Source organism: Stenotrophomonas maltophilia group sp. SKK55 (genome assembly GCF_057179845.1).
Map to the genome: position 1 here is coordinate 176,426 of NZ_JBXUHP010000048.1, position 22,243 is coordinate 198,668.

The following is a 22,243-nucleotide window of genomic DNA, read 5'->3' on the forward strand; positions in this document are numbered from 1 at the left end:
AAGACGGCTGGGCACGCGACAACCCCAAGAGCGATTTGTGGTCGCAGGGGATGCCGACGGTGCGCGGTGGTTGCCGACCGTTGGTCGGCCGGTGGCGGTGGGTGCCGACCGTTGGTCGGCACAGATACGGCCATCCACGCGTGGCGTGGAGCTACTGCACGATGGCGACGCCGAATGGAAGACGAGTAACCTGAAGACCTGCCGTTGCCGCCAGTGCATCCAATGCCTGCTCCGGGCGGTCGATGCGCAACGCAGCACTCACTGCAGGCAGACGTGACAGATCACCGCGCACGAAGGTCGGTCCCGCGCGATAGCGCCCGACCCACTGCACCGCATCGGCGACGCTGGCCTGCTCCAGCAGCAGCTCGCCCTGGCGCCAGGCGCCGACGCTGTCGGCGGTCACGTCAGCCCGTCGCATGACCCCGCCACGTTCAGTGTAGACGGCACGCTGCCCCTGCTGCAGGTAGGTCCAGCCACCGTCGGCCGGGCTGGCCACGCGCACCCTGCCCTGCCCAACCTGGGTTTCCACCCCCTCGTCTCCACGCGCCACGGTGAACGCGGTCGAGATGTCCTCGACCAGGCCATTGCCGGCGCGCACGCTGAAACGCCGCTGTGCATCCGGGCTTACCTCGAACCAGGCGCGCCCGCGCAGCAGCTCGACCTCGCGGGCGTTCGCATCGAAGCGCACGGCAATCGCACTGTCCGCATCCAGCACCGCCCGACTACCATCGGGCAGCCGCACGTGCTGCACCTGATGCGTGCTGCGATGATCGGACTGCAGGCGCAGCCACGCCTCCGGCCATGCCACCAGCATCGCCAGCATTGCCGCCACAGCCATCGCCCAGCGCAGTCGATGCGGCCGACGCCGTCCGCTGGCCCCGGCGGCCTGCGGGCGCGGCCCGACACTGCGCCACAACGCGCGCTCATGTTCGAAGGCCCTGCGGTGCCCCGGCTGTTGCAGCCAGTGCTCGAACGCCTGCATGCGTGCATCGCTGATGTCACCCGAGGCCAGCCACGCGATCCAGTCCCGGGCCTGTTCGGCCAGGGCATCGTCATTGGCGGCGGGCTGCATGTTCGGCGGGCTCATCGGCTGGCGGACAGGCGCATTCAAGCGCAGGCGGGGGAACTGGACCGCATCCACGGTCCAGTGATCAAGACGTCTGCGCGAAGGCCAGCCCCAAGCCGGCGCGCTCATCGACCGCTGCGCGCCCAGGCCAGGCGCTGCAGCGCGGAGCGCACATGATTCTCGACGGTGGTCACCGACACCCCCAGGCGGCGTGCGATCTCGGCCTGGGTGAGGCCCTGCAGGCGGTTGAGCCGGAAGATGGTGCGGGTCGGCTCCGGCAGGTGACCCGCCGCATCGAGCACCCGCTGCAGCTCATCCTGTGCCATGGCCTGCTCCTCGGTGGAGATCACCTCGTCGGCCCCCCACAGGTAGTGGTCGGCCAGCAGCCGGTTGCGGCGGCTCGATTCGCGGCCGTGGTCAGTGGCAAGGTTGGCGGCCAGCCGATACAGATAGGCCCGCGGGTTGCCGATCGCCTGGCTGTCATCGACCCCACGGGCCTTGAACCAGACCGCCTGGATCACGTCCTCGGCGCCGTTGTCGCCCCCGAGGATGCGCTGCACCCGGCGCAGCAGCGCGGGCCGCTCGCGGATCAGCAGCTCAGTGAGGGAGGCAGCATTGGAGGACATGCGCGGAGCCGGGACGACAGACGGGAGGCACCGCGCATGCTACTCCGTTAATGCGAATAAGTCACATTCGTATCGTTGCCGGAGCTACAGGCAATCAACCAGTGCGTCGTACGTATTGGCAGTCGTGCCGGGCAGCGGCGCGTGCAACGCATCGAACCCCTCCCCCGTTTCCCACACCTGCAACAGGGTTTCCAGGCGTGTTCCGGTTGCCAGCGGCAGCACGCAGGCATAGCGTCCGCGGTTGACCGTGATCAGGCCGCTGGACTTTACCCTGGTGTTGCTACCGGCGAAGGTCCATACACACTGGACAACCACCCCCGTGGCCTGGTCCACGGAACAGCGCAGGCGCATGGCCCACAGATTGATGTACTCGCCCTCGCAGAAGGTATCGCCACATACCTCATCGAAGCCACGCACCAGTTGCCGCTCAGCAGCAAGGAAACGCTCGTGGCCGCCCCCCGGGCCGGCGTAATCCCGCGCATCGACGAACGCAGGCGCAGCCTGCGCGACACCGGCGCACGGCAGGCTGACAGACAGCACGCCACACAACAGCCAGCATCTACGGAAGCTCCCCATCAGCCCACCCTCCCCTGCGTGCGCAGGCATTCAGGCAGCCCATCGAAGAGACCATGGCCAAGCCCGGGCAGAGGGGCGATCAGGCCACCCGGCGCTTCCAGGGAGGCGTAGAACGCGTCGACGGGCACCCCGGGCTGCATTTCGACCGGACAGACCCAGCTCCCGTTGTCGATCCGCACGTGTCCCGTGTCGGGCTCAACCTCCAGCTCGCTGGCGGCCACCACCCAGACACAGCGCTGCACGGTGCCGCGGTGGGCGAGCACGGCGCAGCGGAACTCCATCACCCGGTAGTTGCTGTAATCACCTTCACACAAGGTGTCGGCACACCATGCGGCGAATTCGCCGGCGACCGCGTCCTCCAGCGCAAAGGCACGGTCCCATCCGGCCTCGTCGGAGGGATAGTCAATCAGGTTGACATGCAACCCGCGCGCGAGCGCGGGCAGCGGCGCCAGCAGCAGCAAGGCACAACAGCCCAAGCGGTTCCAGTTCATGGCAAGTCTCCTTGGCAAGGACGTCCAGCCTGCCGCGGGGACCGGGTCGAACCCATCGGGAAACCCCGCCCCACCCGCTCCGCCAGGGGCGGGCGCGCAGGTCGGCCCAGCCCTACCCTGCACAGCGCCCGGCAAAGGCATAAAATGGTGAGCTATCCGTCTATATCCCCACCTGGAGCACACCATGGGCCTGGAACTCGTCTCGCCCGGCAAGAACCCGCCGGAAGAAATCAACGTCATCATCGAGATCCCGAAGGACTCGGAGCCGGTGAAGTACGAAGTGGACAAGGAAACCGGCGCGATCTTCGTCGACCGCATCCTGTCCACCCCGATGCGCTATCCGTGCAACTACGGCTACGTGCCGAGCACCCTGTGTGGCGACGGCGATCCGGCCGACGTGCTGGTGGTGCTGCCGCTGCCGCTGGTGCCGGGCTCGGTCGTGCGCTGCCGTCCGGTCGGTGTGCTGAAGATGAGCGATGAGGCAGGCAGCGACGAGAAGATCCTCGCCGTGCCGGTCTCGAAGATCTTCAGCGGCTACGCCCACGTCGAAGACATCGCCCAGGTCTCGAGCCACTGGCTGGAGCGCATTGGCCACTTCTTCGAGCATTACAAGGACCTGGAGAAGGGCAAGTGGGTCAAGCTGGACGGTTGGGGTGGCGCCGCTGAGGCCAAGCAGATCCTGATCGAGGCGCACCAGCGCCATCTCGACAGCAAGGCCTGAGCCTGAACCGGATCGCTCCGGCGATACCCCGCCGGAGCGATGCGGGTCACGTTTCATGATGACGGCACATCACTCTTGCTGCCGTATTAGGTAAATTGCGTCACTTCACACGTCATCGACATCCATCGTCGAGACAGCCAGGGGAATGTGTCGTGCGTATTCTGCTTGTTGGGGATGCAGCCAGCCTGCCGGCTGAGCTGACCGAATTCATTGCCGATCTTGGGGAAGACTGGCAACCGCTGACCGCCGCCGATGGCCAGACCGCGATGACCGCGGTGGCCACGCAGGGCGTGGACGCGGTGATCGTCTGCCCGCAGTTGCCCGATCTCAATGCCACCACGCTGCTGGGCCAGATCCGGACACTGCGCCCGGAAACCATCCGCATCGCGCTGGTCGATGCACACCATGGCAACCGCCCGCCGCCGGCGCGCCTGATCGGTGTCGCCCACCGCTTCCTGCCGCTGCCGCTGGCACCGGAAGTGCTGCTGGAGGCATTGACCAGCCTGGAAGAACTGCGCGAAGTGCTGGACAGCCCGCGCCTGCGCGATGCCATCGGCCGTATCGAGAAACTGCCATCGCCACCGCACCTGTACCTGAGCCTGACCCAGGCCCTGGAACATGACGACGATACCGACAGTGCCGATGTGGCCAAGCTGGTCGCCGCCGATCCGGCCATCGCGGCCAAGGTGCTGCAACTGTCGAACTCGGCGTTCTTCAGCCAGGGCCGCACCATTGCCGACCTGCGCACCGCGGTCACCCGGCTGGGCCTGGCCACGCTGCGTGACCTGGTGCTGGCCAGCGAAGTGTTCTCCGCGCCGACGCTGTCGGCTGCCGAGCGCAACTCACTGCAGCAGCGCGCACTGCTCGCCTCCCGGCTGGCCGCACGCCTGCTGCCCGAGTCCAGCGCCGAACTGGGGGCGACTGCCGCACTGCTGGCCGACATCGGCCTGCTGCTGCCCGGCGTGCGCAACGAGCGCAGCGAGCCCGCGCTAGCCGGCGATACCCGCCCAGGCCATGCCGAGGCCGGCGCCTACCTGCTGGGCCTGTGGGGCCTGCCGATGCCGATCATCGAAGCGGTGGCATTCCACCTGCAGCCGCAGCGCGCCAACACCCGCAGCTTCTGGGTGACCGGCGCGGTGCACGTGGCCCTGGCGCTGGTCAATGGCGATCCGGTGGACGAGGACTACCTGCAGCGCGCAGGCGTGCTGAACAAACTGCCGCAATGGCGCGAGCACGCCAATGCACTGATGGGACTGGTGCCCAGCGACGCCTGAGCGTGCTGGATGATGTCCTGACGACAGAGGGCGCACCCACACGGTGCGCCCTTCCCATGTCAGCGGGTACCGCAGGCATCCTGCACGCAACGCCGATACTGCGACTCGCAGATGACCGGTGACTTGCCACTGGCCAGGCACTGCTGGCGGAACTCTTCGCAATAAAGCCCGCCACCACAGACCCCGAGGCCCTGCGCGAACACCGCGCCCACCAGCGCCGCATAGATCAGTACAGCGGCTGATGCCTGGCGCAGCAACGTGTTCTTCATATCCCTCTCCACATGCAAGCGTCCGGTATTGGACCTCCTGACTGTGTCGATTGCGACACGACAGGACCGTGACTGCGCTCACCTTCCAACAGTTTCCGGAATTCCCCTACATAAAAGAGGGCGGACCTTGCGGCCCGCCCTCCCCGTGTTGCTACCGCACTTCGATGGATCAGAAGCGCTGGGTGTACTTCATGTACAGGAAGCGACCCACATCGAAGCCGCCGTAGTAGGCGAACGCCGAGTTCGGAGCCGAGTACTGCAGCGGACCCTTGTGGTCGAACACGTTGTTCGCACCCAGGGCGATCGTCGCATCCCACGGCGCCTTCCAGCTGACCTGCAGGTCGTGGAAGGTGTTGGAGCCGGTGTGACGCAGCGGATCGGTTTCGCCATTGGCCATGTGGTTCGGCGCATCGCACCAGCCATCAGCCAGCGAGATGCAGCTTTCCTTCATGCCGGAGTAGTAGCGCGCGGTGTAGTTCACACCGAAATCGCCGTACTGCCAGTTGACGCCCAGGTTCGAACGCACGCGGAACAGGCCCGGCTCGCCGACGCGGCCGATCATGATGTTGTCACCCGCGCTGTTCTGGCCCTGCTCGTCGTACTTGGCGGTGTAGCTGGTGGTCCAGTCGATGCTGAACTGACCGATGGCCAGTTCCGGCAGGCGGTACTTGATGCCCAGGTCGTAACCTTCGGTTTCCATCTTGCCGAGGTTGGCGGTGCCGTAGGTGATCGCACTGACGTGGCCGTCAGCCGCACGGGTCACGCTCGAGCAACGCTCGGAGTTGCCCAGCACGTAGCAGTCACGCAGGATGCGGTCGACGCTGTCAGCGATGATCATGTCGCTGATTTCGTACTTGTACCAATCCAGCGAGACGTCCAGGCCCTGCACCCAGCGCGGGCTCCACACCAGGCCGAAAGTGGTGCTCTTGGAGGTTTCCGGCTTCAGGTTCGGGTTGGCACCCGAGACGAACTGGTCACCCGACTGGCACGGCAGGGTCGAGCACGGCAGGTTGCCCTGGCCCAGCTGCACATAGTTGGCCGGAGCGCCAGCGGCGGTGCACGCGGCATTGCCGGCAACACTGCCCGGGGCGTTCACGCCGCACGGATCGATGTAGGACTCGAAGCTCGAGCTCAGGCCACCGTACAGGTCGCTGATGGTCGGAGCGCGGAAGCCCTCGGCGTAGGTGCCGCGGACCAGCAGTTCATCCAGCGGACGCCAGGTCAGGCCGAACTTGCTGTTGGTGGTGCCACCGAAGTTGCTGTAGTCCGAGTAACGGCTGGCAACGTTCAGGGTCAGCTCCTTGGCGAAGGCCATGTCGGCCAGCAGCGGCACGTTCAGTTCGAGGTAGACCTCGTTCAGATCGTACTGGCCGCGGGTCGGCTTCTGGCCCAGGCCGGTGGACTGGCCCGACTGCGCGAAGGCGTCCGGCACGTAATTGCCTTCTTCCTTGCGGTGCTCGACACCCAGCGCGAAGCCCAGGTCGCCGGCCGGCAGGGTCACGATGGAACCGGACAGGTTGGCGGTGAAGCTGGTGGTCTTGGTGACGCCGCGGGTGGTGAAGGTCGGGAACAGGAAGTCCTGCAGCTCCTGGTTCGCCAGCGAACCCTGGCCATCAACACCGTACGGCAGCAGCGGGTTCCACGGGCGGCAGTCGCCCAGGATCGGCTTGGCCGAGGTGCCGCAGCGTGCAACGCCGCCGGCATCGATGAACGACGGGCCCAGGGCCTGGCCTGCAGCGATCAGGCTCATGTCGCCGCGGTTGCTCTTGATCGACTCGTTGCGGTTCCACAGCGCGCCGACGTCCCAGTCGAAGGTCTTGCCGCCCAGCTCGAAGAAGCCGGTCAGGGTCGGAGCGAAGCGCAGGGTCTTCAGCTGGCTGTCAGTGGTACGCGGCACTTCCCACAGGCGGCGACGGAAGCTGACGTCCTGGCCGACCGGGTTGAAGGCGCTCGAACCCTCCAGCGGGGTGCCGAAGGAGTTGGACTGGAACGGGTAGCCGGCGATCTGCTGGAACGTCTGGCGCTCGTTGTAGAGCACGTCGGTGTTCAGGCTGATCGAATCGGTGAAGTCGTACGTGCCGTTGATGTAGACCGACTTGCGCTTCACACCGGTCAGCAGGGTCATCTGCTCGTTGGAGTTGGCGAATTCGTCCGGCGTAATGACATGGTAGTCATTCGGGTTCTTCGGGTTGCCGCCGGCGTTCAGGGTCTTCCAGACAGCCTGCTTGGAGTCGCCGCAGTTGACCTGGGTCGGGTTGCACCAGCTGCCGTTCTGGCTGATCGGGCTCCAGGTGGCCGAGGTCGAGTTCGGACCCAACGAGCCGTCGCGGCTGTACCAGCGGTCCTTGGCCCACACCGGATCCTGCTTCGAGTACTCGGCCGACAGGGTCAGGCTGCCGCGTTCGCCGCGGGCACCGAGGGTCATCGAATAGGTTTCGGTGTCGCCGTCGCCCTTGCCGTACTGGCCGACGTAGACGTTGGCTTCGCCGCCGTCGAAGTTCTTGCGGGTGATCACGTTGACCACGCCGGCGATGGCGTCAGAGCCGTAGATCGACGAGGCGCCGTCCTTCAGGATTTCGATGCGCTCAACGGCCGACATCGGGATCTGGCTCAGATCCTGGTAGCCCGCAGTGGTTGCGCCCAGACGCTTGCCGTTCATCAGCACCAGGGTGCGCTGGGCGCCCAGGTTGCGGATGTCGACGTAGTAGCCGCCCACGTTCTCGCCCGAAGCCAGCGACTCCGAACGCGAGATGGCCGGGGAGCCGGCCGAGGTCAGGTTGTTCAGCACGTCGGCGACGCTCGAGAAGCCCTGCTTTTCCAGGGATTCGCGGGTCATCGTCAGGATCGGCTGCTGGGTTTCCACCGAGGCGCCGCGGATGCGCGAGCCGGTGACCGAAATGCGGTCCAGATCGGTGGTGCCCTTTGCTTCCTGGGCGGAAGCAAAGGCCGGCGCCAGCGCCAGCGCAATGCCGGCCGGCAGCAAGCCGAACCGCACTGCGGGATTACGAACGTTCATCAATCTCTCCAAGGTACGTGTTAGCAGCGTGTTAAAACACCCCAGCACGTTACGATTGCGTTGCAGCGCTGTATTTGCGCGAACCAACCGGAGACTTTGCGGATTGTGGCGGGAGCAAGCCGCCGTTCTCCCTGAAGCGCGATGCGGACTGGCCGTAGCGGGCGCGGAACGCACGCGCGAAGCTGCAGCAGTTGTCGAAACCGCTGGCGGCAGCGACCTCGCCCACCATCATGTCGGTGTCGCGCAGCAGATCAGCGGCGCGTTCGAGGCGCAGTCGTGCCGAAAGCGACTGCGGGCTTTCCTCGTACAGGCTCTGGAAGGTCTTGGACAGGTACCAGCTGGAGAAGTTGGTCAGCTCGGCCAGTTCGACGATGCGCACCACCCGGTGGCTGTTGCCTTCCAGATAGAGGCGCGCGCGCTGCATGCGGCCGAACACCTGGCGCTTGCGGCTGCGCGAGCGGCCCGGGCAGCGCTGCACGTTGTCGGCCAGGCCACGCTGCAGGCCCGCGAGGTGCAGCAGCAGCGGGCGCAGGGCCTGCGCCGGCTGGCCGCTGGCCAGCGCATCGCGCCACAGGCGCAGCGCCACGCGGGCATCAGTACGGTTCATCCGGCCACGACCTGCATACAGGCCGCAGTCGGCCATCTCGGTCAGCACGCGAAGCGCTTCGATGTTCAGGTTCAGGCCGACGCACAACCCGTTGCGACCGGCCTGCACCAGCGGCCGCGATTCCTTCTCGAAGGCGATCCACTCGCCCTGGCGCAGGCGGAAGCGCCCTTCCTTGGCCTCGACCCACGAGCTGCCACGCACCTGCATCCAGACAGTGAAGCTGGAGCCGGCGGTCTGCAGGCTGCCCAGCCGGGCCACGCCCAGGCAGGTCGGTGCGACTTCGTCGAGCGACCGGTCCAGGGAAACAGTTTGGCCGCGATCGGCCAGCGAGAGTTGACGCATGGGGGCACCACGGATTTGCCTAGTACAGGACTCCGTTTTGCCAAATCAGGCGGCACCGCGTCAGGAAGGTCCGACGAGATCGCCACGAATTCGCTACGAGATCCCGACGAAGAAATTACGAAGGCCCGTTTCCCTTGAACAACAACAACTTGGAGAATGCGGGAAACAGTGCAGGCGGGCGTTCGGGCAACCGCATCACGCCGATGTCAGCGCCATCGCTGACCGCCATCGCCACGAACAGGTCCTTTCCGTCGGCGCTGGCACTGAGCCCGTTGCCGGCGCTGAGCCGTTCTGCGTCCAGGCAGCGTTCCGCCTCCTCGCGGCCGGGCTGGATGCGCACGAAGGTGGTGCCACACGTGGTCGAGGTACCAAGGTAGCCGATGCCGCTGTTGCCGGTCACGGTCCAGGCCCGGTATCGCCAGCGGCTGGGCCGGTCATCGCTGATCTGCTGCACGCTGGTCGGGGACAACGCGGCATCCGCCGACCACAGGCCACCGGCGGCCAAGCGGGTGAACAACACGCGGCCACTGCTCCGGTCAAAGCGCGCCTGCGACACCCCATCGATGCTGGCCAAGCGGCGCCAGGGCTGGACGCTGCGATCGAACAGGCTCAACCGCGTGCGCTGGTCGGCATCGCGCTCGACCACAAACAGCTGCTGCGGCGAGGCGCCATACAGTGCCTGCAACGGCTGTTCGGCCGGAACCGGCAAGGGTTGCAGGCGTTCATCGCGTGGCGCGATTTCATAGACCACCGTGCGGCCATGCGCATCGCGGCCAACCACGAGCAATTGCCGGCTGTCGGCCGACCAGTCCGGTGCCTGCCGCGCTTCCGGCCGCAGCCCTTCGATGGGACGCAGCGAATCCGGCCGCTGCATGTCCGCCCACCACAGGGCGAAGCTGCCGGAACGATCGGAGGTGAAGACCAGCTGGCGGCCATCAGGCGCTGCCATCGGCTGTCCATCGCGGCCACTGGAGGCGAACAGGCGCTCGGGCGTGCCGCTGCCCTGCATCGGCACCTTGAACACACCGAACTGCGCGCGCCGGTGGACGAACGCCAGCATGCCACCGCGTCGCGACACCGCTGGCCACTGCGCATCATCCAGGCCGGCATCGCGCAACGTGTGCCGCTCGACATCCAGGTAATAGAGCCGCGCCTCGCTATCGACACGACGACCGAAGACGATGGTTCGGCCATCGTCCAGCCAGGCCCAGCCGCGCAGCTCTGCCGCTTCATCGGTCAACTGCTCGGGCGTACCGCCCGCGGCCGGCACCCGCCACAGATCACCCAGCTGCGGGTTGCGCACGAACACCAGCCATTGCCCATCGGGCGAATACCGCGGTGCGTAGTCGAAGTCATCCTCATCGACGCTGTAGGCCAGCGCGCGCCACTGGCCACTGGCCAGGTCCAGCACACGGATGCCACGGTGCGCGTAGCGACCGACCATGCTGCCGAACACCAGGCCACGCCCATCTGGCGTCCAGTCGAAACTGAGCAGCTCCGTGCCATCGCAGCGTGTGGCCTGGCGCAGTGCGCCACCGGTGGCGCTGGCGATCAGTACCTGGCAGCCGCCGTCGGCGGAGAACCGCGCGAAGGCGATTTCGCGGCCATCTGGCGACCAGTTCGGGAAGCGATCGACGGCACCGGCCGGTGGCGCCAGCAACTGGCGCGCCGGCGCGTTGCCGGAGGTCTGCAGCTTGATCGCGCCACCGCCGTTGCCATCCTCGTTGGCGCCCTCATAGGCCACCAGCGAACCATCCGGTGACAGCGTGGGATAGGTTTCAAAGCCGCTGGTCGCGGTGATCAACCGATACGGCCGCTGCGGGCTGCCGATCACCCGCGTACCGTTCTCCACGGCAGCCTCCACCGGCGAACTGCCGGCCGGTGCACGACGCAGCAGCAGCGTGGTCAACACCAGCAGCGTGGCCAGCATCAACACGCCCAACGCCAGCAGCACGCGCCGACGGATATGGCGCCAGCGGCGGCGCGCTGCCTGTGGATGCGCAGGCAACGCAGCAGTGGTCACCGGCTGCGCGGCCATGCCTTCGTCGTCAGGGACGCCTGCGGCCACGGGCTCGGCATCGTCCAGCACCTGCACCGGAACCAGAAGCCGATAGCCTGTCTTGGCGATGGTTTCGATGTAGGCCTGGCCGTTGTCGTCGTCGTTGCTGAACGCCTTGCGCAGCTGGGTGACGGCCTGGGTCAGCACATCGTTGGTCGGCAGCGTGTCCGGCCATACCTCGGCGAACAACTCGTCGCGGGTGACAACGCGGCCCGGCTGCCGCAGCAGCACGCGCAGCACGCCCAGCGCCTTCGGCGTCAGCCGGCGCGGGCGACGCGCGCCGACGACCTCGACTTCGCGCGAGGACAGAGTGACGGTGCACTCTCCTATCCGTATCCGATCGGATACCGGGGGCTGGATTTCGCTGCTGTTCATTTTCTGCTACACAGTAGAGACAGGTCCCGGGCAGTGTTTGCCTTCGATACCGCCCCTTCCTGGGAACAGCGAAAAGCCAGACTCCGCACAAAGCATCGGCGCATACCGCAAAAACAATCGAGCGCGCTAATACTAGCCTATGCAAGTTACCTCGCCTATCGCGTGGTCGACATCAGGCTCTCTCTCGCCGACGCATTCACATAATTTGCGACATCATTCGCGCCCTTTCGGGCGCGAAATTTTTATCTGGCGTTCATTTTCACATGCGCCGCAACATGGTCAATCCGACCAGCCGCGAAACCACCAAAGCCACGTACATCACGCCGGAAAACTGCTCCAGCATGACCAGTGCGCGTGCCTGTGGATGCAACGGCACGACGTCACTCAAGCCGACTCCAGACAGCAAGCTGAAGCTGAGATAAAGCAGCTCCATCCAACTGCGCTGCGCGCCTCCGCCGGTGCCGTGGAAGCTGCCCGGGTACCACTGCTGGCATACCGCGAATGCGAACGCGAATGCCCATGCAAGCAAGGTGAATGTCGCGCCTGCGGCGAACAGTTCGTCGCGGGTGACCTTGTGGTCCTGGAGCATGTAGGCGATCAGCGCGCCGGCCGTGTAGAAGTACAGCAGGCTCTCCAGCAACTGCGCGGTGGTCAGCAATGCGCTGCGGTCGAGCAATGCACCGGCCAGCGAGAACACCACCGACGGGATGGCCAGCACCAGTGCCAGCCAGGTGCCCAGCGGGCTGCGCTGCACCACCCACAGCGCCAGGCCCAGTACCGCCATGCCGAACATGCCCAGCGCCGCGCGGCCGGCAGCGGTGTCGTCCAGCGCGGGGTACAGCAGCACCGCGATCAACTGGGCACCCAGCAGCCAGGCCGAAGGATGACGGCGGGCGATGGCCAGCCAACGGGTGGTCATGGCAACAGGCATGGTGTCCTTCCCCCAGGGTGATGCGCGGAGCATAGCGGGGAGCGGCGTGATGAGCGGTGGTGCCGGCCGCTGGCCAGCACGCTTCCCGGCCCCCGCACAACCGGCTGCCGGCCAGCGGCCGGCACCCGGCTACTCGTCATCCCTGCTGGTAGACCTCTGCGCCAGCCGCGCGGAACTCCTCCGACTTCTCCTTCATGCCGGCCTCGGCGTAGTCACGCACATCCTGGGTGATCTTCATCGAACAGAAGTGCGGGCCGCACATCGAGCAGAAGTGGGCCAGCTTGTGCGCATCCTTCGGCAGCGTCTCGTCATGGAACTCCTTGGCCTTCTCCGGATCCAGGCCAAGGTGGAACTGGTCTTCCCAGCGGAACTCGAAGCGCGCCTTGCTCAACGCGTTGTCGCGAACCTGCGCGCCCGGATGGCCCTTGGCCAGGTCGGCCGCATGCGCGGCAATGCGATAGGCCATGATGCCGTCGCGCACGTCCTGGCGATTGGGCAGGCCGAGATGCTCCTTCGGCGTCACGTAACAGAGCATGGCCGTGCCGAACCACCCGATCATCGCCGCGCCGATCGCGCTGGTGATGTGGTCGTAGCCCGGTGCGATATCGGAGGTCAACGGCCCCAGCGTATAGAAAGGCGCCTCGCCGCACTCACGCAGCTGCTTGTCCATGTTCTCCTTGATCAGCTGCATCGGCACGTGGCCGGGGCCCTCGATCATGGTCTGCACATCATGCTTCCAAGCGATCTTCGTCAGTTCGCCCAGTGTTTCCAGCTCACCGAACTGCGCGGCGTCGTTGGCGTCGGCGATGCAGCCCGGGCGCAGGCCGTCACCCAGCGAAAAGGTCACGTCATAGGCCTTCATGATTTCGCAGATCTCTTCGAAATGCGTGTACAGGAAATTCTCCCTGTGGTGCGCCAGGCACCACTTGGCCATGATCGAGCCCCCGCGGCTGACGATGCCGGTCACCCGCTTGGCGGTGAGTGGCACGTAGCGCAGCAGCACGCCGGCGTGGATGGTGAAGTAGTCCACGCCCTGCTCGGCCTGCTCGACCAGCGTGTCGCGGAAGATCTCCCAGGTCAGTGCTTCGGCACGGCCATCGACCTTCTCCAGCGCCTGGTAGATCGGCACCGTACCGATCGCCACCGGCGAGTTGCGGATGATCCACTCGCGGGTTTCATGGATGTGCTTGCCGGTGGACAGGTCCATCACGGTGTCACCGCCCCAGCGGATCGCCCACACCAGTTTCTCTACCTCCTCGGCGATTCCCGAGGAAACGGCGCTGTTGCCGATGTTGGCATTGATCTTGGTCAGGAAGTTGCGGCCGATGATCATCGGCTCGCTTTCCGGATGGTTGATGTTGTTGGGCAGCACCGCGCGGCCGCGCGCGATTTCATCCCGCACGAACTCCGGCGTGATGATCTTCTGGATCGAGGCGCCGAACGCCTCGCCCGGGTGCTGCTGCAGCAGGCCCGCATCGCGGATCGCTTCCAGCCGCTGGTTCTCGCGGATGGCAACGAATTCCATTTCCGGGGTGATGATGCCGCGGCGCGCGTAGTGCATCTGGGTGACGTTCGCGCCTGCCCGTGCACGGCGCGGCAGGCTGCGTGCGGGGAAGCGCACGGCAGCGAGCTTGGGGTCGTGCTCGCGATCACGCCCGAACGACGAACTCAGGCCTTCGAGCTGCTCGGTATCGCCACGTTCCTCCACCCAGCCGCGACGCAGTGCCGGCAGACCGGCGGACAGATCGATACGCACGCCCGGATCGGTGTAGGGGCCGGACGTGTCGTAGACCGTGACCGGCGCATTCTCTTCGCCGCCGAACAGCGTCGGGGTGCGGGTCAACGCAATCTCCCGCATCGGCACCTGCAGATCCGGGCGCGAACCGGGCACGTGGATCTTGCGCGAGCCGGGAATGGGCCGGGTCACGGATTCGGAGAGTTGCTGGGCCTGTTGCTGCAGGGCGGAGAGCTGTGCGTTCATCGGGCATCGTCCAGGAAGGTCAGGGACGAAGCGGCGGCGCACTGCGACCGCGCCCGGACGCTCCTTGGGCGGAGTCCGGGAATGGCTGCATTGCAAAGCTTCCCTACGCCGGTATGAGCCGGATCAGGTTCCAAGGGACTGTCTCAACCGTGGCCACTTGGCCGCGGTACCCCCGCTTCTTGGCGTGCATTAGAGCATAGACCGCCCGCCTCCGGAGTTGCCCCCAATCGATATTCGTTAACAGAACCATGACGTCGCGTTCAGTAACGTGCACGTCCGTCGCGCTCCAGCGACCGATGCTTCCTTCGCCGCCGACGCGGCCCCTGCCCGGTTCGCGCTGCATGCCGCCGGCCCTTCGCTGCAAGCTCTGCTCGCTCCCCTCAATCCCTTGATCGGAGAAGCTCCTTCATGGTGTTTCGCGTTTCCATCGCACTGGTTCTGCTGCTGGTGCTGCTTGCCGGTATTGCACCCGGTCCCTTCAACACCGTGGTCCAGTCGATGCTGGCCGAGGTCATCCGCAGTGTCGGCTGGCTGTACCTGCTGGTCGTGTTCCTGGCGCTGGTGTTCCTGATGTACCTGGCCTTCGGCCGCTTCGGCAACCTGCGCATCGGTGGCGAAGATGCCGAGCCGGAGTTCTCGCGTGCCAGCTGGATGTCGATGCTGTTCGCTGCCGGCATGGGCATCGGCCTGGTGTTCTGGGGCGCCGCCGAGCCCATTTCGCACTTCAGCAAGCCACCGGAGGGGCTGGCGCCCGAAAGCATGGACGCCGCGCGCGCCGCCATGCGCTATGCGTTCTTCCATTGGGGCCTGCACCCGTGGGCGATCTACGCGCTGATCGGCCTGGCGATGGCCTGGTTCCAGTTCAATCGCCAAGGCGGTGGTCAGATAAGCGACATGCTGCAGCCAATCATCGGTCGCCACCATCGCGGCTGGGCCGGAAAGGTGGTCAACATCTCTGCGGTGGTGGCCACCGCAGTCGGCGTGGCAACCGCACTCGGCTTCGGCACGGTGCAGATCGCGGCCGGCGTGGAGCGCGTTTTCGGTGTTCAGGCGGGGGTACCGCTGCAGTTGACCATCATCGCAGTGGCATTCGTGCTGTACATGGCGTCCACGCTCAGTGGCGTCGGGCGTGGCATGAAGTGGCTATCCAACGTCAACCTGGCGCTGGCGGCATTGCTGCTCGCACTGGTACTGGTGCTCGGTCCGACCGGCGCCATCTTCAATACCTTCACCACCACACTGGGCTCCTATCTCAACCAACTGGTGACCATGAGCCTGCGCATGTCGCCGTTCTCGTCCAGTACCTGGGTGGCCGACTGGACGATCTTCTACTGGGCCTGGTGGATTTCCTGGGCGCCGTTCGTCGGTTCGTTCATCGCGCGCATCTCGCGCGGCCGCAGTGTTCGCGAGTTCGTGGTAGGCGTGGTGCTTGCGCCAACTCTGTTGGGCTTCTTCTGGTTCTCGGTCTTCGGGGGCACCGCAATCTGGTCGCAGATCTTCGGTCACGCAGACCTGGTGCAGGCACTGGGCAACGGCTACGAGACGGTGCTGTTCACCCTCTTCGACAGCCTTCCCCTGCCGTTGCTGCTGTCGAGCATCGCGCTGGTGCTGCTGATGATCTTCTTCGTGACGTCGGCCGATTCGGCAGTGCTGGTACTGGCCACGATGTCCACAGACGATGCGGGCGAACCACCGCGCAGGCACAAGATCGCGTGGGGCGTGGGCATCGCGCTGATCGCGGGCGCGTTGCTGCTCGCAGGTGGCCTGGAGGCACTGCAGGGCATGATCACGATTGCGGCATTGCCATTCGCACTGTTGATGGTGCTGGTGATGGTGTCGCTGTATCGGGTGCTGGACCAGGAATACACGCGCGAGCGGCGGCAGGCGCAGCGCCAGCGGCACATGATCGATGCGTGGATCGCACGCGAGATGGCGGCGCAGGAGGAGACACAGGCCGAGGCCGCACGCGCGCACGATCAGGATTGAGGGTGTTTTGCAGCCTGCGGCTGCACCGCTTTTTCAGGCAAGGGCCAAGGTCAAATTCAAAGGCGGCTCTGGGTTGCTGCTGGTTGGGTGGGGCGGTGTGGGTGGGCAGGACACGCCGTGAACCCATCCATGAAGTGACCCCCGACAGTTTCCCGGTAACGGTTGGTTTTCCACGCTTTGCGTGGAAGATGTGTATCGGAAAACAAGAAGGGGTCAGATCCGTTTTCCTTCGGAAAACGGATCTGACCCCGCCACACAGCGCGCGGCTGTTGCCATTGCCTTTGCTCTTGCTCTTCTTTTTTCTTTTCCTGCGGTGACGGCCACGGAAACTGTCCGTGGCCGGGCGGGTGGGTTGGCTGGGGGCGTGAGCCGCATGGATGCGGCGACCGAGCTTACATGGACGTACTTGCAGCGGCCCCCAGACGATCCACCCGCCCGGCTAAGCCCCGTATCACTGCCATCACCGCAGAGGGGGCTCAGCCCGGTGGCCGGGAAACCTCAATACCCCGCCGCCTGCCCATCCTTGCGGCTCTCCGACGCGCCGTAATACACGCCCGTCTCCGGGTCGCGCATGATTGCCTGATAGCCGCCATAGGGGCCGTCGGCGAACACGATGCGATGCCCCTTGCGCATCAGCGCACGCACTGTTTCATACGGGAAGCCGGTTTCCAGATTCACTTCACCACCGTCGGTCATCGTCGTGGCCTGCCCGGTCGGTTCGGTCGAGCCTTCATGCTGGATGCGCGGTGCGTCGCCCGCTTCCTGCAGGTTCATGCCGAAGTCCACCAGGTTCATCACGATCTGCGCATGGCCCTGCGGCTGCATCGCGCCGCCCATCACGCCGAAGCTGGCATACGGCTTGCCACCCTTGGTGATGAACCCCGGAATGATCGTCTGGAAGGGGCGCTTGCCCGGTGCGTATCCGTTGGGATGGTTCTTCTGCAGCACGAACATCTCGCCGCGGTCCTGCAGGATGAAGCCCAATCCCGGCGGCGCCATGCCGCTGCCCATGCCGCGGTAATTGGACTGGATCAACGAGACCATCATGCCGTCGGCGTCGGCCACGGTCATGTAGATCGTGTCGCCTTCCTCCAGCTGCTTCGGTGTGCCTGGCTGCACTTCCTTCAAGGCCTTGTCCATCGAGATCAGCGCCCGGCGCTGCGCGGCGTACTCCTTGGAGATCAGCTTCTGCACCGGCGCCGGCTGGAATGCCATGTCGGCGTAGAAGCGCGCACGGTCGGCGAAGGCCAGCTTCTTCGCTTCGACGAACAGGTGCACGTGCTCGGGTGAGCCGAACGGGATCTTCGAGAAATCGTAGCCTTCCAGCACGTTGAGGATCTGAAGCGCAGCGATGCCCTGGCTGTTGGGTGGCAGCTCCCAGACGTCGTAGCCCCGGTAGTTGCTGCTGACCGGCTCGACCCATTCACCGTGGTGGTCGGCCATGTCCTGGTAGCTCAGGTAGCCACCGTTGGCCTTAAAGTAGTCACCGATGGTGCGGGCGATCTCGCCCTTGTAGAAGGCGTCGCGCCCGCCGTCGGCGATCTTCTGCAGGGTGCTGGCCAGGTTCGGGTTCTTCCACATCTCGCCCTTGCGCGGGGCGTGGCCGTTGATCGTGAACTGCTCCTTGAAGCCCGGGTACTGCGACAGCTTGGGCACCGAACGGTCCCAGTAGTAGGCGATCACCTCGGCCACCGGGTGCCCTTCGCGGGCGTAACGGATGGCCGGCGCCAGGTTGTCGGCCATCGGCTTGCGACCGAAACGGTCGTGCAGGGCGAACCAGCCGTCGACCGCACCGGGCACCGACACCGGCAACGGGCCGGTGGCCGGGATGTCCTTCAGGCCACGACGCTGGAACTCGGCCAGGGTGAGCGACTTCGGCGAGCGGCCCGAGCCGTTGTAGCCGTAGAGCTTCTGCGTCTTTGGGTCCCAGACGATGGCGAACAGGTCGCCACCGATGCCGTTGCCGGTCGGCTCCATCAGGCCGAGCGCGGCATTGGCCGCGATCGCCGCGTCGACCGCCGAGCCACCGCCCTTCATCACGTCCAGCGCGATCTGGGTGGCCAGCGGCTGCGAGGTAGCCGCCATCGCATGCGGGGCGATCACCTCCGAACGGGTGGCGAAGGTGTGGCCGGTGATGCGGTCGGCGGCGATGGACAGTGCAGGCACGGCAGCCAGCACGGCGGCGGCGAGCAGGGAGCGGGCAAGGCGTCGGGACACGGTCGGGTTCCGGTGGAAGGGTGGTCCCTCGATCTTCGCCGCTGCGGCCTTCATGCGGTATCGGGCAGAGGTCATGGGCCGTGGCCTATCGGTGGGCGCGGCCCTTGGGCCGCACTCACCAGGGCGAAAACGGCCCGGAATCCGCGCAAAAACCGCGCTGAAAGGAGTGAATTCCGGTTCACCGAAACAATTTCAACGGCAACCATCCTTGCGCCACAAGCCATTCCGCTGGATGCCGCGGAAACCGATAAGAAAATCTGTCGCGAGGGTTGACACCGCCGAAATGGCTGTGTTTCTCTCGATTACATGCTGCATCACAACACGCCACCGCGAACCCACATCGAAGCCGCCGACACCGGCGCCGCCTCGCTGCGTTCGATTCTTGTGCTCGTACTTATTACCCAACCGACAGGTGCGGGACGAGCCAGCGTGTAAGCAACAGACACACCGGAACTCTTCAAAAACCCGCACCCGCCCCGGTGCGGGTTTTTTCATTTCAGGACCTGGTTTCAGACGCAACCACCATGACCAACGCTCATCGCACAACCCGGACCTGCAGCACCACGCCTCGTGGTGGCTGTGGCTGTGCCTGTGCGATGCGCGGCGCCCCCTCCACCGCTTTCCCCTGACCGGCCGGCACGTCACCTCGACGACCGGCCGTTCTTTTTTCTTCCCACCGCAAGGAACCTCCCCCATGAGCACCAACGACCTGCCCCAGACCAAGATCGCCGTCATCGGCTACGGCAGCCAGGGCCGCGCCCACGCACTGAACCTGCGCGAATCCGGCTTCGACGTGGTGGTAGGCCTGCGTCCGGGCGGCCCGACCGAAGCCAAGGCCCAGGCCGATGGATTCACCGTGGTGGCGCCCGCCGATGCGGTGAAGGACGCCGACCTGGTCGCCGTGCTGACCCCGGACATGGTGCAGAAGAAGCTCTACAACGATGTGCTGGCGCCGAACATGAAGCAGGGGGCGTGCCTGCTGTTCGCGCACGGCCTGAACGTGCACTACGGCATGATCGAGCCGCGCGCCGATCTGGACGTCGTGCTGGTCGCGCCGAAGGGTCCGGGTGCGCTGGTGCGCCGTGAGTACGAGATCGGCCGTGGCGTGCCGTGCATCTGGGCGGTCTACCAGGACGTCAGCGGCAAGGCCGCGCAGCATGCCCAGGCCTATGCGGCCGGCCTCGGCGGTGCCCGCGCCAACCTGATCCAGACCACCTTCAAGGAAGAGACCGAGACCGATCTGTTCGGCGAGCAGGCGGTGCTGTGTGGTGGTGCGTCGGCGCTGGTGCAGGCCGGTTTCGAGACCCTGGTGGAAGCCGGCTACCAGCCGGAGATTGCCTACTACGAGGTACTGCACGAGCTGAAGCTGATCGTCGACCTGTTCTACGAAGGCGGCATCTCGCGCATGCTGGAATTCATCTCCGAGACCGCGCAGTACGGCGACTACGTCAGCGGCCCGCGCGTGATCGACGCCAGCACCAAGGCACGCATGAAGGAAGTGCTGAAGGACATCCAGGACGGCACCTTCACCAAGAACTGGGTGGCCGAGTACGAAGCGGGCCTGCCGAACTACAACAGGTTCAAGCAGGCCGACCTGGAGCACCCGATCGAAAAGGTGGGCAAGGAACTGCGCGCCAAGATGGTCTGGTTGCAAGGACAGGCCGCGTAACCGCGCGGCCCTCCCCCACCCGCTTTGCAAGGTTCCCCCATGAACTCTTCCACACACCGCAGCGCGCCGCCCAACGGCGCGCGCTGGCTGACCCAGGCGCTGGAGGCCGAAGGCGTCCGCACGCTGTTCGGCTATCCCGGCGGCACCATCATGCCGTTCTACGACGCGCTGGTGGATTCGTCGCTGAAGCACATCCTGGTACGCCATGAGCAGGGCGCGGCGCTGGCCGCCAACGGTTTCGCCCGCGCCAGCAACCAGGTGGGCGTCTGCGTGGCCACCTCCGGCCCGGGCGCGTCGAACCTGGTCACCGGCATCGCCGATGCGATGCTGGACTCGGTACCGATGGTCTGCATCACCGGCCAGGTCGGCACGCCGCTGCTGGGCACCGACGCCTTCCAGGAACTGGATGTGTTCGGCCTGACGATGCCGATCGTCAAGCACAGCTGGCTGGTGCGCAGCGTCGATGACCTGCCGCGCGTGGTGGCCGATGCGTTCCGGATCGCCCGCGAGGGCCGTCCCGGCCCGGTGCTGATCGACCTGCCCAAGGACGTGCAGCTGGCCGATGCCAGCCATCTGCCGGCGCATGTGCCCAGCAGCGTCGAACCACCGCCGGCGCCAGCCGAGGCCGCCATTGCCGAGGCCATCGCCGCGCTGGCGGCGGCCGAGAAGCCGGTGGTCTACGCCGGTGGCGGCATCGCGCTGGGCGATGCCGTGCAGGACCTGCGCGACTTCGTCGAGGCCAGTGCCATCCCCACCGTGATGACCCTGCGCGGCCTCGGCGCACTGCCGGCCAGCCATCCGCAGTCGCTGGGCATGCTGGGCATGCACGGCACCCGCGCGGCCAACATGGCGGTGCAGGAAAGCGACCTGCTGCTGGTGCTGGGCGCACGCTTCGACGACCGTGCCACCGGCAAGCTGGCGGAGTTTGCACCGTTCGCCCGCGTCGTTCACATCGATGCGGACGCATATGAGATTTCCAAGCTGCGCAGCGCCGATGTCGCCGTGCCCGGCAATGTCGGTCATGCCATCCGCGCCCTGCGTGCGGCCTTCCCCTCCCCCAAGGCCCACCAGGAGGCGTGGCGCAAGCGCTGTGCACAGCACCGCGATCGTTTCGCCGCGCGCTACGACGCACCGGGTCAGCACATCTACGCCCCGGCGCTGCTGAAGCGCCTGAGCGAGCTGGCCCCGGCCGATGCGGTGATCGCCTGCGACGTTGGCCAGCACCAGATGTGGGTGGCCCAGCACTGCCGCTTCAACCACCCGCGCAACCACCTGACCAGTGGCGCGCTGGGCACCATGGGCTTCGGCCTGCCGGCCGCGATGGGTGCGCAGTTCGCCTGCCCCGATCGCACCGTGGTGCTGGTGTCCGGCGACGGCAGCTTCATGATGAACGTGCAGGAGCTGGCCACCATTGCCCGCTGCCGCCTGCCGGTGAAGATCGTGCTGCTGGACAACAGTTCGCTGGGCATGGTGCGGCAGTGGCAGGAGCTGTTCTTCGCCGAGCGCTACAGCGAGATCGACCTGTCCGACAACCCGGACTTCGTGGCGCTGGCGCAGGTATTCGGCATTGCCGCCACCCGCATCGACGCGCGGGATGACGTCGAGGGTGGCCTGGCCGCGCTGCTGGCCGAACCCGGCCCGGCACTGCTGCACGTGGCCATCGATGCACGCGCCAACGTATGGCCGCTGGTGCCACCGAACACCGCCAACAGCACGATGCTGGAAAGCAACCCCGCCCATGCCCGCCAGGAGATCCCAAATGCACTACCGGCTTGACCTGGTGCTGCACCCGGCCGAAGGCGCGCTGTTGCGCGTGATCGGCATGGCCGAGCGCCGTGGCTTCGCGCCGCGTGCGATCAGCGGTGCGCCGGTGGCCGCCGACGATGGCCGCTGGCACCTGCAGCTGGTGGTGGATGGCCAGCGCCCGGCGGAAACGCTGTGCCGGCAGATCGAGAAGATCTACGACTGCGTGTCCGTGCAGGTCACCGCCGTGGAAGGAGCATCCGTATGAACACCCGTACCGTAGTGACCACGGTG

At 66.0% G+C, this 22,243-nt stretch carries 17 protein-coding genes and 1 riboswitch; of the genes, 6 read left to right on the forward strand and 11 right to left on the reverse strand.

What is annotated here, in order from left to right; all coding sequences use genetic code 11:
- Positions 1–151: 151 nt before the first annotated feature.
- The 4 genes from AC2A1N_RS15325 to AC2A1N_RS15340 form a co-directional block, all read right to left on the reverse strand.
- On the reverse strand, positions 152–1,087 hold the full coding sequence (locus AC2A1N_RS15325) for a FecR family protein (RefSeq protein WP_180870931.1): 936 nt from the start codon (positions 1,085–1,087) through the stop codon (positions 152–154).
- 104 nt (positions 1,088–1,191) lie between these two features.
- Positions 1,192–1,692: an RNA polymerase sigma factor gene (locus AC2A1N_RS15330; RefSeq protein WP_061480506.1), complete on the reverse strand. Its 501-nt coding sequence runs from the start codon at positions 1,690–1,692 to the stop codon at positions 1,192–1,194.
- An 84-nt stretch (positions 1,693–1,776) separates the two neighbouring features.
- The gene (locus AC2A1N_RS15335) at positions 1,777–2,268 is read right to left on the reverse strand and encodes a hypothetical protein (protein WP_061480507.1); all 492 of its coding nucleotides are present in this window, start codon (positions 2,266–2,268) and stop codon (positions 1,777–1,779) included.
- Entirely contained in the window at positions 2,268–2,759 is a 492-nt protein-coding gene (locus AC2A1N_RS15340; protein ID WP_061480508.1) for a hypothetical protein, read from the reverse strand. The genes AC2A1N_RS15335 and AC2A1N_RS15340 overlap by 1 nt, the downstream gene beginning before the upstream one ends.
- 184 nt (positions 2,760–2,943) lie before the next feature.
- On the opposite strand from AC2A1N_RS15340, the gene ppa reads away from it, so the two are divergent.
- Together ppa and AC2A1N_RS15350 are read left to right on the forward strand one after the other, a co-directional pair.
- A complete protein-coding gene (gene ppa / locus AC2A1N_RS15345; protein WP_005410935.1) occupies positions 2,944–3,480 on the forward strand; it encodes an inorganic diphosphatase in 537 nt (178 codons plus the stop codon).
- A 152-nt stretch (positions 3,481–3,632) separates the two neighbouring features.
- A complete protein-coding gene (locus tag AC2A1N_RS15350; protein ID WP_049413685.1) occupies positions 3,633–4,754 on the forward strand; it encodes an HDOD domain-containing protein in 1,122 nt (373 codons plus the stop codon).
- Between the two features lie 59 nt (positions 4,755–4,813).
- Here AC2A1N_RS15350 and AC2A1N_RS15355 read toward each other — a convergent pair whose 3' ends face one another.
- The 6 genes from AC2A1N_RS15355 to thiC all read right to left on the reverse strand — a co-directional run bounded on the left by AC2A1N_RS15355 (position 4,814) and on the right by thiC (position 14,334).
- Positions 4,814–5,023: a hypothetical protein gene (locus AC2A1N_RS15355; protein WP_484372786.1), complete on the reverse strand. Its 210-nt coding sequence runs from the start codon at positions 5,021–5,023 to the stop codon at positions 4,814–4,816.
- A 169-nt stretch (positions 5,024–5,192) separates the two neighbouring features.
- Positions 5,193–8,039 (reverse strand): TonB-dependent receptor, encoded by a 2,847-nt coding sequence (locus AC2A1N_RS15360; RefSeq protein WP_061479548.1) that lies wholly within the window; start codon positions 8,037–8,039, stop codon positions 5,193–5,195.
- A gap of 49 nt (positions 8,040–8,088) precedes the next feature.
- Positions 8,089–8,988: a helix-turn-helix transcriptional regulator gene (locus tag AC2A1N_RS15365; protein ID WP_061479549.1), complete on the reverse strand. Its 900-nt coding sequence runs from the start codon at positions 8,986–8,988 to the stop codon at positions 8,089–8,091.
- A gap of 115 nt (positions 8,989–9,103) precedes the next feature.
- Positions 9,104–11,422, reverse strand: a complete 2,319-nt coding sequence (locus tag AC2A1N_RS15370) for a winged helix-turn-helix domain-containing protein (RefSeq protein ID WP_061479550.1) — start codon at positions 11,420–11,422, stop codon at positions 9,104–9,106.
- 259 nt (positions 11,423–11,681) lie between these two features.
- Positions 11,682–12,353 (reverse strand): ion channel, encoded by a 672-nt coding sequence (locus AC2A1N_RS15375; RefSeq protein ID WP_061479551.1) that lies wholly within the window; start codon positions 12,351–12,353, stop codon positions 11,682–11,684.
- A 136-nt stretch (positions 12,354–12,489) separates the two neighbouring features.
- Positions 12,490–14,334 carry a phosphomethylpyrimidine synthase ThiC gene (thiC, locus tag AC2A1N_RS15380; protein WP_484372789.1) on the reverse strand — a complete coding sequence of 615 codons (1,845 nt, stop codon included), beginning with the start codon at positions 14,332–14,334 and terminating at the stop codon, positions 12,490–12,492.
- Positions 14,335–14,416: 82 nt separating this feature from the next.
- A riboswitch (TPP riboswitch) is annotated at positions 14,417–14,518 on the reverse strand.
- A gap of 224 nt (positions 14,519–14,742) precedes the next feature.
- Here thiC and AC2A1N_RS15385 point away from each other — a divergent pair.
- The gene (locus tag AC2A1N_RS15385; protein WP_061479553.1) at positions 14,743–16,320 is read left to right on the forward strand and encodes a BCCT family transporter; all 1,578 of its coding nucleotides are present in this window, start codon (positions 14,743–14,745) and stop codon (positions 16,318–16,320) included.
- Between the two features lie 498 nt (positions 16,321–16,818).
- Here AC2A1N_RS15385 and ggt read toward each other — a convergent pair whose 3' ends face one another.
- The gene (gene ggt / locus AC2A1N_RS15390; protein WP_484372791.1) at positions 16,819–18,537 is read right to left on the reverse strand and encodes a gamma-glutamyltransferase; all 1,719 of its coding nucleotides are present in this window, start codon (positions 18,535–18,537) and stop codon (positions 16,819–16,821) included.
- Between the two features lie 694 nt (positions 18,538–19,231).
- On the opposite strand from ggt, the gene ilvC reads away from it, so the two are divergent.
- Genes ilvC through AC2A1N_RS15405 form a run of 3 tightly spaced genes read left to right on the forward strand, consistent with a single transcriptional unit; the run spans position 19,232 to position 22,217 of the window.
- Positions 19,232–20,206 carry a ketol-acid reductoisomerase gene (gene ilvC, locus AC2A1N_RS15395; RefSeq protein ID WP_061479554.1) on the forward strand — a complete coding sequence of 325 codons (975 nt, stop codon included), beginning with the start codon at positions 19,232–19,234 and terminating at the stop codon, positions 20,204–20,206.
- 39 nt (positions 20,207–20,245) lie between these two features.
- On the forward strand, positions 20,246–21,982 hold the full coding sequence (gene ilvG, locus AC2A1N_RS15400) for an acetolactate synthase 2 catalytic subunit (protein ID WP_061479555.1): 1,737 nt from the start codon (positions 20,246–20,248) through the stop codon (positions 21,980–21,982).
- Entirely contained in the window at positions 21,966–22,217 is a 252-nt protein-coding gene (locus tag AC2A1N_RS15405) for an ACT domain-containing protein (protein WP_005419108.1), read from the forward strand. Before ilvG ends, AC2A1N_RS15405 begins: the two co-directional genes overlap by 17 nt.
- The last annotated feature ends 26 nt before the right edge of the window (positions 22,218–22,243 follow it).